The sequence below is a fragment of the Lacrimispora brassicae genome, assembly GCF_054772055.1.
The window spans coordinates 25,817-40,269 of sequence record NZ_BRYH01000008.1 but is presented as its reverse complement, the minus strand read 5'-3'; the positions used below and the strand labels follow the sequence as shown (position 1 = coordinate 40,269).

Here is a 14,453-nt window from a genome sequence, read left to right as displayed (position 1 = left end):
CGCCGGCCTTTTTATTTTCAACCATTTCCTTATGGCTTGACAGGAAAGGCTTTGGAACTTAAAATAACTTCATATGCCTTAATAGCAAATAATCAAGAAGAAGGTTTTTCACATATGATTCAGGATATTTTTCCCCACGTGTTCCATAACGAATTTGAAATAAAAACACCAAAAACAGACAGTTATTTTCTTTACTTCCAGGATGGCCGTCTCCTTCTGGATAAAAATAATTCCAGAAAAATCCCTCAATTTGAAGACTTAAAAAGTCTGGGTGAGGAAGCCATGTCCAGCTCCGACTACCTGTTTTCCATTGACCACATGGATTTCTTTCTTGTAGATGAAGCCAGGATATCTCTGGAAGAAACTGACTCCCTGACCTTTTATCAAACCGGTGTCATAAGGGATCTAAAGCCCATGTGGGTGTCCTTTGCCGCTGTTTCCGCCATGCAGCTTCACCGGTTCTACAGTTCCAGCCGTTTCTGCGGCTGCTGTGGCTCCCCCATGATGAAAAGCAAAAAAGAACGGTCCATGGTCTGCTCTTCCTGCGGAAACACCGTTTACCCTAAGATTTCCCCCGCTGTCATCGTAGCCGTCATTCACAATGGAAAGCTTCTGCTGACCAAATATGCAGGAAGGGAATACACCCGGTACGCCCTGGTTGCAGGCTATACGGAATTCGGCGAAACCCTGGAAGAGACGGTAAACCGGGAGGTCCTGGAGGAAGTAGGACTCCGGGTTAAAAACATACGATATTACAAAAACCAGCCATGGGGGTTCAGCGATTCCATTTTAGTTGGATACTGGGCCGAACTGGATGGCTCTCCACAAGTCTGTCTGGATGAAACAGAGTTATCCACAGCAGAATGGATGGCTCCGGAGGATATCCCTGACGACTTCACTAATTTAAGTCTGACCCATGAGATGATCCTTCTTTTTAAACATGGGAAGGTGACATAAAAAGGAACATTTTAACGAAAAAAGACACCGGAACACGGCAGCGACCAGCTACCGTGTTCCGGTGTCTTTCTTCAATGATATCAGTCTATCTCTCAGATATATTTATTGCTTCAATTCCAACACTGCCTCCCCTTACAATTTCAACTCTGTTTATAAAGCAATTCTTTAAAAGAACTGCCAGATCGTTATTCCTTTCTTCTGTCTGAACGCTTTCAATCAAAGCAGTCCCAGGATTATAATCAATGACCTTTATATCAAAAACCCGTGCAATCCTGAAAATCTCTGTCATGTCCTGACTGGTGCAGTTATTGACTTTAATGAACATAAGCTCTTTTAAATGAATGGGAACATCGGTAAAATCTATTACTTTGATAACTTCCACACTGCGGTTAAGCTGCTTTTTTACCTGTTCAAATGTCATATCATCACTGGTTAGACTAATTGTCATACGGGAAATGGTTTCATCTTCCGTTATGCCGACCGTAAGGCTATTAAGGTTATAGGATTTTCCTGAAAATAATCCGGATATACGAGCCAGAACCCCTATATCATTCTCTACAAACAGACTGATCCACCTCTTTTTCATACTTCATTTTCCTCACTTTCTAAAATCATATCACTAAGCGGATTCCCCGGCGGTACAATAGGCATAACATTGGTTTCCCGTTCAATAATAAATTCAATAAGGGTAGGCGTTTTCTGATTTTTCCTGGCTTCTTGAAAAGCTGTTTTGATCTCATCAGCCTTTGTAACACGGATCCCCTTTGCCCCATAGCTTTCCGCAAGCTTTACGAAATCCGGGGTATACTCCGGACATTTTCCATCTGGAGCATTACATGAAGTGGAACAGTGCCTTCGATAACGCAGGCAGGTTAAGGAATACCGTTTATTATAAAACATCTCCTGCCATTGTCTGACATTACCCAAATAACCATTGTTGAAAACACAAATTATAACAGGCAGTTCATATACAACTGCGGTTGCCATTTCCTGAATATTCATCTGCATACCGCCATCACCAGAAATAACAATTACATCCTTTTGGGGGTTTCCTAATTTCGCTCCAATTGCTGCCGGGAAACCATAGCCCATGGTGCCTAATCCTCCGGAGGTGAGCATTTGCCTATGTTCGTTAAGGTCAAGAAACTGAGTGGCCCATAGCTGATTTTGCCCTACATCAGTGGCAATCACCGCTTGGTCAAAGGTCTGATTAATAGCCTGGATGATCATTTCCGGCGTCATACCGGATGGTTCCATTTTAATGGGAAAATGTTTTTTCCAAATGCCAATCTGGCTGATCCAGTCCTCAATGTGCAAAGGACCGGCCTTTTCAAGCAAGATAGAAATTGCATTTTTAGCGTCAGCCACAATGGGGATATCAACTCCGATATTTCTTGAAATAGAAGCAGAATCAATATCAATATGGATAATAGTTGAATGGTTGGAAAATTCTCCTATTTTTCCTGTAATACGGTCATTAAATCTTGTACCAATGGAGAATAAGATATCACATTCACTTATGGCGGAATTGGCTGCAAAGCTTCCATGTATTCCAATATTCCCTACATACAATTCATGGGAGGTTGGAATGGCTCCTTTTCCCATAATGGTCGTAACGACAGGTATTCCTGTCAGTTCAGCAAGTCTTGTCATCTCCTTACCGGCATGTGCGATGTTCACCCCTCCGCCAATGAGAAAAATCGGCTTCTTCGCCTGGTTTAACAGCTCCACTGCCTTTTTAATCTGCCCCATATGAACCGAAGTATTTGGTTTATATCCCCGGATCTCCACCGTTTCAGGATACAGATCACTTCCTAATTCCCTTTGAATATCCTTGGGAAGATCGACCAGAACAACCCCCGGCTTCCCTGTTTTAGCAATATAAAAGGCTTTTTTAATAACAATCCCCAGATCTTCCCTTTTTCGTACGGTCACAGCATATTTGCAAATGCTTCTGGTAATGCCAACAATATCAACTTCTTGAAATGCATCATTCCCTATCAGATTTGTCGGCACTTGTCCTGTAAAGCATACCAAAGGAACACTGTCATAATTTGCCGTAGCAATTCCCGTAACAAGGTTCGTGGCGCCCGGCCCACTTGTTACAAGACAGACCCCTGCTTTTCCTGTAGAGCGGGCATATCCGTCTGCTGCATGGACCAATCCCTGTTCATGGCGCGGCAGAATTACGTCAATACCATCGATCCCATACAGGGCATCAAATAAATCTATTGCCTGCCCACCCGGATAGGCGAACAGGGTATCAACCTGCTCTGACTTTAAAGCCTTTACAAATAATTCAGCACCAGATATCAGCATAAAATAGACCTCCTCTGTATGCGTATGAACGCATAATTTTTATTTTCAGGCTCAGCTTAAAATAAACTTTGCCAATTTTTCTATAATTGAGAGATTCCATTGATAAACATTTCCACACTCTTTTTAATAAAATTATTTTTATCTATTTTTGATAATTTATCTTCAAAAGAAGCATTCAGAAATGTATATCCAAATGTAGCGGAAAATATGGTCACCGCTAAGCATTCAAAATCCAAATGAGGAAGCTTCCCCTTTTTCTCCATATTTCTAAAATATTCGGTCAATGAAGAAACAAACGCCTGGGGAATCTTCATAATTCCCGGAGCCACCTCTTCATAAATCTGAGGCGCACGCAATCCAATGGATAGCTTCACAAAATCCGGCGTGATTTTTTCCATATAAGCATTCATAAACATTTCTAAATCCGGCTGCAATTCCCAGACAACATCTTGAAAAATCTCTGGAGAAACATTCCCCCTCCATTTCTCTTGTTCCAAACCCTTTAATGCAATATCCTTTTTACTCTTGAATTTTCTGAAAAGAGTGCATTCATTCACACCGGCCAATTTTGCAATGTCCTTTGTGGTAGTAGCTACAAATCCTTTATCCCTGATCAGACTCATAGTAGCATCTATAATCTTTTGACTTGTATTATCCATTTTTATCACCTCCATGCAAGTACATGCTTTCATGTGATTTTACATGGTACCATAAGGTTTGTCAAGATATAATCCTGAATACAACAAAAGGCCGCCCCGCAATTCGGGTACGGCCTTTTGCCACCTATTTAAACTTATTTACCATAGTAAGCCTTTAAATACATTTCCTTGATCTCGCTCATAAGAGGATATCTTGGATTAGCACCTGTACACTGGTCATCAAATGCATTTTCAACCATTTCATCCAGAGTATCCAGGAAGCACTTCTCATCAATGCCATATTCCTTAATAGTCGTCTTGATGCCCACTGCCTTCTTTAATTCCTCGATCTTAACGATGAATTTCTTAAGCAGTTCCCCATCATCCTTACCTTCCAGGCCGCAGAAACGTGCGCACTCTGCATATCTTGCAAGGGTATGAGGATACTCATACTGTGGGAAGGTTCCCATTTTAGTCGGTACTTCACAAGCATTGAAGTCCATGACCAAGGTGATCAGCAGGGCATTTGCCACACCGTGGGGAAGGTGATGATAAGCGCCTAATTTATGAGCCATGGAATGGCATACCCCTAAAAATGCGTTGTTAAATGCCATACCAGCCATGCAGGAAGCATCTGCCATCTTACATCTTGCCTTTACGTTAGTTCCGTCATTGTATGCCGTAGGCAGGTACTCAAATACATTTTTCATGGCCTTAAGTGCAAGACCATCGGTATAATCGGAAGCCATCACAGAAGCATAAGCCTCCAACGCATGAGTCATAACGTCGATACCGGAAGCGCTTGTAAGGCCCCTTGGCTGGCTCATCATATTGTCTGCATCGACAATAGCCATATCCGGCATTAATTCATAGTCTGCAAGAGGATATTTTACGCCTGTTTCCTGGTCAGTAATAACCGCAAATGAGGTTACCTCTGAACCGGTACCGGAAGATGTGGGGATGGCCACAAAGTAAGCCTTTTCACCCATTTTAGGGAATGTGTAGACTCTCTTACGGATATCCATAAAGCGCATGGCCATATCCTTAAAATCCACTTCAGGATGCTCATACATAACCCACATGATCTTGGCTGCGTCCATGGCAGAACCCCCGCCTAAGGCAATAATGGTATCCGGCTGGAATGCCTTCATAGCTGCCGCACCTGCCTGGGCATTGGCCAGGGTGGGGTCTGGCTGAACATCGGAAAATACCGTATAAACGATGCCCATTTCATCTAATTTATCTGTAATCGGTTTTGTATAACCGTTCATGTAAAGGAAGGAGTCTGTTACTACGAATGCTCTCTTTTTATTATAAACATCCTTTAATTCGCTAAGTGCCACGGGCATACAGCCTTTTTTAAAGTAAACCTTATCCGGATTTCTGAACCACAGCATGTTCTCTCTCCTCTCAGCAACGGTCTTAATATTCAGTAAATGCTTTACTCCCACGTTTTCAGAAACAGAGTTTCCGCCCCAGGAACCGCAGCCTAAGGTCAGGGATGGCTGAAGCTTAAAGTTGTAAATATCACCGATGCCGCCGTGGGAAGATGGGGTATTTACCAGAATACGGCAGGTCTTCATAGCCGCTGCGTGCTTTTCCATCTTTTCCTTTTCATTTACATTTACATAGAGAGAAGAGGTATGTCCGTAACCACCGTCAGCAACCAACTGTTCTGCCTTCTCAATGGCCTCATCAAAGGTTTTGGCCTTATACATAGCCAGAACCGGAGACAGCTTTTCATGTGCAAATTCTTCTTCAATATGAACGTTCTCCACCTCACCGATCAGGATCTTTGCATCTTCCGGAACTTGAATTCCTGCAAGCTTTGCTATAGTTGAAGCCTTCTGTCCTACGATCTTGGCGTTTAACGCGCCGTTGATGATAATGGTTTTACGAACCTTATCTAATTCATCGCCCTTTAAGAAATAACATCCTCTGGCTGCAAATTCTTTTTTAACTGCATCATAAATAGTTTCAAGAACAGTTACAGACTGTTCGGAAGCGCAGATCATACCATTGTCAAAGGTCTTGGAATGAATGATAGAGCTGACTGCCATCTTAATATCTGCCGTATCATCAATGATGACAGGAGTATTTCCCGCACCAACGCCAAGGGCCGGCTTTCCTGAAGAATAAGCTGCCTTCACCATTCCTGGGCCGCCGGTTGCCAGAATAATATCCGCACTTCTCATGACCTCATTGGTCAGCTCCAGGGAAGGAACGTCGATCCAGCCGATGATCCCTTCCGGTGCGCCTGCCTTGACAGCAGCATCCAGAACCACCTTCGCAGCCGCAATGGTAGAATTCTTTGCACGGGGATGTGGGGAAATCATAATGGCATTTCTTGTCTTTAAGCTGATAAGTGTTTTGAAAATAGCCGTTGAAGTCGGGTTTGTGGTAGGGATAACCGCCGCAACCAGACCGATAGGCTCTGCAATCTTCTTAATGCCATATGCCTTATCTTCCTCAATCACACCGCAAGTCCTGGTGTCCTTAAATGTATTATAAATATATTCTGCAGCATAGTTGTTCTTAATAACCTTATCTTCCACAACGCCCATGCCGGTTTCCTGTACAGCCATTTTTGCCAGAGGAATTCTCAACTTATTTGCAGCACTTGCTGCTTCATAAAAGATCTTATCTACCTGTTCCTGGGTGAAGGTAGCAAATATTCTCTGAGCCTCTCTCATAGCTTCCATTTTGGCGATCAGGGCTTCTACGCTATCAATGATCTGGGGAACCTTTACCTGTTCTTCTTTCTTTGCCATCATGAATTTCCTCCAATTTTAAAAAAGTTAAATGGTTTAAATAGATATTTTTATATCGATATATTTTTAACGATCTGTTGTGATTTCATTATATGATATCGTTATTTTTTTGTCAATATTATATCTCACAAAAATATACAAGGTTCCGGTTATTTTTTATTCAAATCTCATATTTTTAAAATCGATACAAAAATTCTTCTCATGCTCCTGCTTTTTTCATATAAAATATATTCTGAGCATCTCCTTTAAGCTTTATTCTTAAAGAAAAAACGTATTTTTGACAAATTTTTATATTTTACGGCCTGCACAGAGCCTTTGAACGGATTTAAAAACTTGGCAATACTAATCATATATGATATAGTAAGCCTTAGAATCATAAGATCATCTGACGCTGAAATATGATTATGTTACCTCAAATGCCGCTTTTAAGGGCAAGATGAGATTGTTTTTATATATAAGGATAAGGGGATTTGAGAATAATGAAAATTACCATTGGAATTGATCTTGGAGGCAGTACCACGAAAATTGTAGGATTTCAGGATAATAAATTAAAAATTCCTACTTTTGTTAAAGCAGATAACCCCATTGCCTCTCTCTTTGGGGCTCTTGGAAAATTCATTTATGAAAACGGCATGCAGTTGAATGAAATTGAAAAGATCATGATCACTGGGGTTGGCAGTGCTTACGTAGAACAGCCTTTATATGGAATCCCCACTTATAAGGTAGACGAATTTATCTGCAATGGTCTTGGAGGACAATACTTTACGGGACTGAATGACCTGATCGTTGTGAGCATGGGAACAGGAACCTCTCTGGTTCAGGTACACGGAGATGAAATTCTTCACACCGGAGGAATAGGCATCGGCGGAGGGACCATCCTGGGCCTTTCAAGCCTTCTGCTAAAGACCCAGGATATCTCTCAGATCATGGAGCTGGCAAGCCGGGGGAACTTAAGAAACATTGATTTACAGATACAGGATATCTCAAAAACTCCCCTTCCCGGCCTTCCTCTTTCCGCCACAGCCTCTAACTTCGGTAAAGTGCGCAGTCTTGTGTCTGATGAAGACATTGCCGTGGGAATCATCAATATGGTGCTTCAGGTCATTGGAAAATCCGCTATCTTATCTTCCCTGAACAGCAATATCACCAACTTTGTCATGACAGGAAACCTTGCGAAATTTCCCCAGTGCAAAGAAATTTTTCAGTCTCTTGAAACCATGTTTCACGTCCATTTCATCATACCGGATCAGGCGGAATACGGTACTGCCATCGGAGCGGCCCTTACAGAGGAATGCCATATGGAAATGAAGCAGATTCCATACCCAGAAGGCAAAAAGCCTTTGTAGAATTATTGTAAACTAAATTCAAAAGATTTTATCTGCTTTTCACAGATTAAAACATAGAAACATGATGTTTCTATAAATCTAAAAAACCAGGTACAGCAAAAGCTGCACCTGGTTTTTTATGAATGATATCCCAATGCCTGCTCCAAAGCATCCCTTTCCTCGCTTCCCAGCAAAACATCTGTTTCTCCTCTTTCCACTTCCTTAATGTAAACATAGCATCCTTCCCGGCTGTGCACAGAATTTAAAACAAAACCGGAATTTGTATAATCAAGGATTGCCATTGCAAAACTTAAGTTTCCGCCCATCCCTTTAAACGCATTATATTTTATAAGTCCGAATTTCTGGAAAGCGCTTCTGTAATTTTTGTTGGTATTGCGAAGGGAGTCCTTATTGGCCCGGTCTTCCGCTTTTAATTCCGCAATATCCTCCATTTGCTCCATAATAATCTCTTCCAGGGTTTCCGCATCTTTTCCCCTCATAAAATAGTCGTATCTGCGGTACAGCTTTCTCATCTGAACCAGACATATGATTACGACGATCAGTAATATTATGGTTAGTGCGGCTAATCCAATAATTAAAAAAGCAGGATCAACCGATAACTGATTCAATATACTGTTGTCCATTCTTTCGTCCTCGCTTCCATGATGTTATCTTATGGATTCTATCAATTCTACTATTCTTTCCAATTCTGCCTCGGAATAGTACTCAATTTCTACTCTTCCTTTATTTCTGTCTTTCCGGTTAATGCTTACCTTTGTCCCCATGGCAGTTTTCATCCGGTCTTCCAATTCCCGGAAGATCAAAAAAATGCTCTCATCCTCTTCCTTTATTTCCTTTGGTTCCCTTTTCTTTGACATGGATTTAACAAGCTTTTCAACCTCACGGACGCTAAGGCTTTCAGCAACGATTCTTCCAGCCATCTGAAACTGTAATTCCGGGTCATCAATAGCCAGAAGCGCCCTGGCATGTCCTCCTGTGATCTGGTTTTCAATCAGCATATCCTGGACTCTTTTTTCCAACTTTAATAAACGCATGCTGTTGGTGATGGTCACCCTGTTTTTTGCCACCCTTGCTGCGATTTCTTCCTGCTTTAATCCGAATTCCTGCATCAACCTTTGATACGCCTTGGCTTCTTCAATGGGATTTAAATCCTCTCTCTGCACGTTTTCAATCAATGCAATCTCCATTGACTGCTGCTTCGTATATTCCCGGATCACCACAGGTACTTCTTTCAAGCCCGCCAGTTTTGCGGCTCTCCATCTTCGTTCACCGGCAATAATTTCATAAAAATCCCCTTTTTTCTGTACCAAAAGGGGCTGTAAAACACCATATTCTTTCATGGATTCCGCCAATTCCATGAGGGACTCCTCCCGAAAGTCCATTCTCGGCTGATGATGGTTCGGTTCAATGGAAGATAATTTGAGAAACATCCCTTTTCCTCGGTCCTGCTCCTCTTCTCCTGTTTCTATTTTTCCCATGGATTGTTCCGGCTTTGGATGTTTTTTCATTTCCTGTTCCTCTGCCGCAGATTCCATTACTTCATCTCCAAAAATTGCTCCAAGACCTTTTCCTAAACCCGTTCTCTTTGCCATAATTATATATCTTCTCCTCTGCTTATTACTTCTGCCGCCAGTAACCGGTAGCTTTCCGCTCCTGCTGATCTGGAATCATATAAATTAATCGGCATTCCATGGCTGGGAGCCTCTGCCAGTCTGACATTTCTGGGTATAATAGTTTTATAAATATTCTGATTTAAATTGTTTTTAACACTTTCTACGACCTCCAGGGAAAGGTTTGTCCTGGCATCATACATAGTAAAAACCACACCTTCCATCTCCAGGGCCGGATTTAACTTCTTTTTCACCAGATTCACAGTCTTCAATACCTGGCTTAATCCCTCTAACGCATAATATTCACATTGAATTGGCACTAATACGGTGTTTGCGGCTGTTAAGGCATTAATTGTCAATAGATTCAATGACGGAGGACAATCTATGATAATAAAATCATAGTGTTTCTTGATTTTTTCAAGATATGTTTTGAGGAGTGTTTCCTTGTTTTCAATTTCCAATAATTCAATCTCTGCTCCCGCTAAATCCACGTCAGAAGGAAGCAAATCCAGATTTTCCTGAACATTGGTGATCAAACATTCTTCAATTTCACACTCTCCTACCAGCAGATCATATACGGTTCGTTCAATGGAACCTTTTTCAATTCCCAGTCCGCTGGTTTCATTTCCCTGTGGATCAAAATCCACAGCCAATACCCGCTGCCTTGATTCCGCAAGACAGGCAGATAAATTGATCGCAGTAGTCGTTTTACCGACTCCGCCTTTCTGGTTTGCTATCGCAATGATTCTTCCCATTTTTAATTTTGCCTCCTAATGAATCAAAGGGATATGCAAGCATATTCAGTTGATCCATAAATTCAAGGTTGAAAGACATTCCTTTCAACCTTTTCCTGTTACCACATCCGGAAATTGCAGTTCAAAGTAGAGTATAGCATACTTTATTTTTTTTTCCTATGGTTTCCTGTAAAAAAAATCTATTAATTACAAAAAATGTTTCACGTGAAACATTCTTCTAATTAACTCTTTGCTTTCCTTATATATAAAGGCCAAGTTTTAAGAATAAATTAATATGTTAGGCGTTGTAAGTCTATATTTAATATATTATAATAAGAAAAGATCAACCTATTTCAGGAGGTAAAGTATGAAAACAAAGAACAAATTATTGACCTTGCTTATTTTATCAGCCAGTACAGCCGCCGCCACTGCTGTCATTAATAAATGCATTAAATATTCCGCCACCTCCAAAAACATATTATCGGATTCCAAATCCCTGTGTTATAAATGGCGTTTCGGCAATATTCACTATACAAAAACTGGAACCGGAAAACCGCTTTTACTCATTCATGATTTGACCACTTGTTCCAGTGGATATGAATGGAACCAAATGATAAGCCATTTAAAGGAACAGTATACCGTATACACTGTGGATCTTTTGGGATGCGGTCGGTCTGAGAAACCGGATCTGACCTACACCAACTATCTCTATGTCCAGATGATCGCTGACTTTATTAAATCAGAAATCGGACACCGTACCAATGTCATTGCATCCGGCTCTTCGTCGGCCCTTGTTGTTATGGCCTGCAATCAGTCACCGGAATTATTTGATCAGATCATGCTGATCAATCCCGACACCTTACTGGCATGCAGCCAGATCCCTAATAAACATGGAAAAGTTTATAAGTTTATTTTAGACTTACCTATATTGGGAACACTGCTCTATCATATTGCTACCAGCAAACAGGCAATCATGGAAGAATTTGCTACCAACTATTACTATAATCCATATTCCGTAAAAACTTCTCTGGTGGATGCCTACTACGAATCGGCTAATTTGGGAGATTCTCCCAAATCTTTATATGCCAGCGTAAAATGCAATTACACCAAGTGCAACATTATAAATGCTTTAAAGAAAATCAATAACAGCATTTATATCATAGGGGGATGTGAGATAGAAAACATCAGCGAAATGATTCGAGAATATCAGATATACAATCCGGCAATTGAAAGTTCCCTGATCAGTAACTCCAAATACCTTCCTCAATTGGAAAATCCTTCTGAACTGCACCGTGTTATTCAAATGTTCTTTGTTTAACCAATGTAAAAGATAATAAATTGACAAAAATAATGTTTCACGTGAAACATCCACCGTATTATGATTGAGCCAACAGCTCACGGATGTTCCACGTGAAACATTTTATTTTAAGGGTTCTTTTGACGGCAAACCAGCTTTCCTGGGATACTTTTTGGAAGTGCCATTGGTCTTGACAATCTTAACCAAGGATCTTTCCGCATCCGTTCCCGGCAGCAAAAAGGTTTTCACCTCTTTCACATTTCCTCCTAATAAAAAGACCGCGTGTTTTGCTGCTCCTAATTCTTCCTCTATCTTACCGGATTTATATGGAATAAAATAACCTCCTGTTTTTACAAAAGGCATGCAGTACTCAGATAAAGTACTAAGGTTAGCCACTGCTCTGGAAACACAAAAATCATACTGTTCCCGGTGAAGAGGATCTCTACCTAAATCTTCTGCTCTCCCATGGATGGCTTCTATCCCCTCAAGCCCTAAACCATTGATTACTTCATTTAAAAAATTTATCCTTTTGTTTAAGGAATCCATTAATGTGATCTTTAAATCTGGAAATACAATTTTTAAAGGTATTCCTGGAAATCCTGCTCCTGTTCCCACATCAATAATCCTGTACTTCTTTGTACCAATCTCCTCTACTGCCTTTACCAGGGAAAGACTGTCAACAAAATGCTTTGTGATTACTTCATCCATTTCAGTAATTGCAGTTAAATTTACGAATTTATTCCATTCCACTAATAATTGAAAATAATCGTAAAATTGTTTTAATTGGTTATCTTCTAATTCTATAGACAATAAATTCAATTCTTTCCGGAGACTTTCTTCAAATGCTCCTGTCATATAAAATTCCTCATTCTTTCTTTTCCAGACTCTTCTGGTAACGAAGCTGCTCCAAAAAAACAAGCAAAACAGATATATCTGCCGGTGATACGCCGGATATTCTGGATGCCTGTCCAATGGACATGGGCTTGTACAGATTCAGCTTCTGGATGGCCTCTTTTCTAAGACTCTTTACCGTGGAATAATCAAATTCAACATCCAGCTTTTTATTTTCCAGCTTTTTGTACTGGGTTACCTGCTGTTTCTGCCTGCGGATGTATCCATCGTATTTAATGTTAATATTAACCTGTTCTATGACATCCTCTGGGAGTGATAGCCTGTTTTTATCTATTTTAGTTAACATAATATAATCTAATTCCGGTCTTCTCACTAATTCCGCCAAGGTGGTTCCGGTCTTTAAAGGAGTGCTTCCATGTTCCTCTAAAAACTCCTGAACCTCTCTGGATGCTCCCATATTGGTATTTTCCAAACGCCTGATTTCTTCCTCTATCATCCGTTCCTTTTCAAGCAGCGATTCATACTGCTCCTGGCTTATGAGTCCAATTTCATGACCGATTTTCATCAAACGGATATCCGCATTGTCCTGACGCAGCAAAAGCCTGTATTCCGCCCTTGAGGTCATCATACGGTATGGTTCATGGTTCTCCTTTGTGACAAGATCATCAATGAGAACGCCGATATAAGCCTGGGAACGGTCCAGTACCACCTGATCTCTTCCCAGGATTTTCATGGCAGCATTTACACCGGCCATAAAGCCCTGAACAGCCGCCTCCTCATATCCGGAGCTTCCATTAAACTGGCCGCCGCAGAATAATCCGCTGATGGACATGGTTTCCAGAGTTGACTTAAGCTGTCTGGAATTGATGCAGTCATATTCAATGGCATAAGCATTTCTGACGATTTTTACCTTTTCCAGCCCGGCAACTGTCCGGTACATGGCATACTGCACATCCTCAGGCAAAGAGCTGGACATGCCGCCTAAATACATTTCATTGGTATAAAGACCTTCCGGCTCCACAAAGACCTGATGACGGTCCTTGTCCGGAAATTTCACCACCTTGTCCTCAATGGATGGACAGTATCTTGGCCCGGTGCCTTCAATAGCTCCGGAATATAAGGGAGAACGGTCTATATTTTCCCGAATGATGTCATGGGTCTTTTCATTGGTATAAGTAAGCCAGCAGGAAATCTGCTCCTTTTCAAGAGCCTCCCTGTCTGTGGAAAAGGAAAAGGGAACCACCTTTTCATCACCGAACTGCTCTTCCATCCTGGAAAAATCAATGCTCCTCTTGTCCACCCTGGCAGGTGTACCCGTCTTAAAACGCAGCATTTCGATTCCATGTTCCTTTAGGGAATCCGTCAGATGATTGGCCGCCTTAAGGCCGTTAGGCCCTGTATACTCGCTTACATCGCCATAGATACACCTTGCCCTTAAATAAGTTCCCGTAGCCAATACGGCTGCCTTACAGCGGTAAACAGCCCCGGAAAATGTCTTGACTCCTGTAAGGGTTCCATCCTCTGCCATGATTTCGGAAACCTCTGCCTGCCTTATGGTCAGATGCTCCGTATCTTCCAGGGTCATTCTCATAGCTCTGGAATACTCCTGCTTATCCGCCTGGGCCCTTAAGGAATGAACCGCCGGTCCCTTGGATTGGTTTAACATTTTGGACTGGATAAAGGTTTTATCTATATTTTTCCCCATTTCCCCTCCTAAAGCATCCAACTCCCTTACCAGATGGCCCTTGGAGCTTCCGCCGATATTAGGGTTACATGGCATCAGCGCAATGCTGTCCACGCTGACTGTAAACATAATGGTTTCAAGCCCCAGCCTTGCACAGGCCAGGGCAGCCTCACAACCGGCATGGCCTGCACCCACTATGACAACATCATAAGATTCTTCTAAATGCTGCATTTCGTTCTCCTCTC

General features: G+C 41.6%; 12 protein-coding genes. 3 read left to right on the top strand and 9 right to left on the bottom strand.

What is annotated here, in order from left to right; all coding sequences use genetic code 11:
• Positions 1 to 114: 114 nt before the first annotated feature.
• The gene (nudC, locus tag ACYVD3_RS05015; protein WP_460641414.1) at positions 115 to 957 is read left to right on the top strand and encodes an NAD(+) diphosphatase; all 843 of its coding nucleotides are present in this window, start codon (positions 115 to 117) and stop codon (positions 955 to 957) included.
• Between the two features lie 85 nt (positions 958 to 1,042).
• Here the strand turns inward: nudC and ilvN are convergent, their stop codons facing one another.
• From ilvN to adhE, 4 genes are all read right to left on the bottom strand, one after another.
• Positions 1,043 to 1,543: an acetolactate synthase small subunit gene (gene ilvN / locus ACYVD3_RS05010; RefSeq protein ID WP_460641413.1), complete on the bottom strand. Its 501-nt coding sequence runs from the start codon at positions 1,541 to 1,543 to the stop codon at positions 1,043 to 1,045.
• Positions 1,540 to 3,276 (bottom strand): biosynthetic-type acetolactate synthase large subunit, encoded by a 1,737-nt coding sequence (ilvB, locus tag ACYVD3_RS05005; protein ID WP_460641412.1) that lies wholly within the window; start codon positions 3,274 to 3,276, stop codon positions 1,540 to 1,542. The genes ilvN and ilvB overlap by 4 nt, the downstream gene beginning before the upstream one ends.
• An 80-nt stretch (positions 3,277 to 3,356) precedes the next feature.
• On the bottom strand, positions 3,357 to 3,935 hold the full coding sequence (locus tag ACYVD3_RS05000; RefSeq protein WP_460641411.1) for a TetR/AcrR family transcriptional regulator: 579 nt from the start codon (positions 3,933 to 3,935) through the stop codon (positions 3,357 to 3,359).
• Between the two features lie 134 nt (positions 3,936 to 4,069).
• Positions 4,070 to 6,685, bottom strand: a complete 2,616-nt coding sequence (gene adhE / locus ACYVD3_RS04995) for a bifunctional acetaldehyde-CoA/alcohol dehydrogenase (RefSeq protein WP_460641547.1) — start codon at positions 6,683 to 6,685, stop codon at positions 4,070 to 4,072.
• A gap of 479 nt (positions 6,686 to 7,164) precedes the next feature.
• Between adhE and coaW the strand changes: the two genes are divergently transcribed.
• Positions 7,165 to 8,031, top strand: coding sequence for a type II pantothenate kinase (gene coaW, locus ACYVD3_RS04990; protein WP_460641410.1), 867 nt, complete (start codon positions 7,165 to 7,167; stop codon positions 8,029 to 8,031).
• A 116-nt stretch (positions 8,032 to 8,147) separates the two neighbouring features.
• On the opposite strand, the gene ACYVD3_RS04985 is transcribed toward coaW, so the two are convergent.
• Genes ACYVD3_RS04985 through ACYVD3_RS04975 form a run of 3 tightly spaced genes read right to left on the bottom strand, consistent with a single transcriptional unit; the run spans position 8,148 to position 10,396 of the window.
• The gene (locus ACYVD3_RS04985; RefSeq protein ID WP_460641409.1) at positions 8,148 to 8,654 is read right to left on the bottom strand and encodes a DUF4446 family protein; all 507 of its coding nucleotides are present in this window, start codon (positions 8,652 to 8,654) and stop codon (positions 8,148 to 8,150) included.
• Positions 8,655 to 8,678: 24 nt separating this feature from the next.
• Entirely contained in the window at positions 8,679 to 9,623 is a 945-nt protein-coding gene (locus ACYVD3_RS04980) for a ParB/RepB/Spo0J family partition protein (protein ID WP_460641408.1), read from the bottom strand.
• Positions 9,624 to 9,625: 2 nt separating this feature from the next.
• Positions 9,626 to 10,396 carry a ParA family protein gene (locus tag ACYVD3_RS04975; RefSeq protein WP_460641407.1) on the bottom strand — a complete coding sequence of 257 codons (771 nt, stop codon included), beginning with the start codon at positions 10,394 to 10,396 and terminating at the stop codon, positions 9,626 to 9,628.
• A gap of 346 nt (positions 10,397 to 10,742) precedes the next feature.
• Here ACYVD3_RS04975 and ACYVD3_RS04970 point away from each other — a divergent pair, with 346 nt between their 5' ends.
• A complete protein-coding gene (locus ACYVD3_RS04970; protein WP_460641406.1) occupies positions 10,743 to 11,693 on the top strand; it encodes an alpha/beta fold hydrolase in 951 nt (316 codons plus the stop codon).
• Between the two features lie 102 nt (positions 11,694 to 11,795).
• Here ACYVD3_RS04970 and rsmG read toward each other — a convergent pair whose 3' ends face one another.
• Entirely contained in the window at positions 11,796 to 12,527 is a 732-nt protein-coding gene (rsmG, locus tag ACYVD3_RS04965) for a 16S rRNA (guanine(527)-N(7))-methyltransferase RsmG (RefSeq protein ID WP_460641405.1), read from the bottom strand.
• A gap of 10 nt (positions 12,528 to 12,537) precedes the next feature.
• Entirely contained in the window at positions 12,538 to 14,439 is a 1,902-nt protein-coding gene (gene mnmG, locus ACYVD3_RS04960) for a tRNA uridine-5-carboxymethylaminomethyl(34) synthesis enzyme MnmG (RefSeq protein ID WP_460641404.1), read from the bottom strand.
• Positions 14,440 to 14,453: the final 14 nt, after the last annotated feature.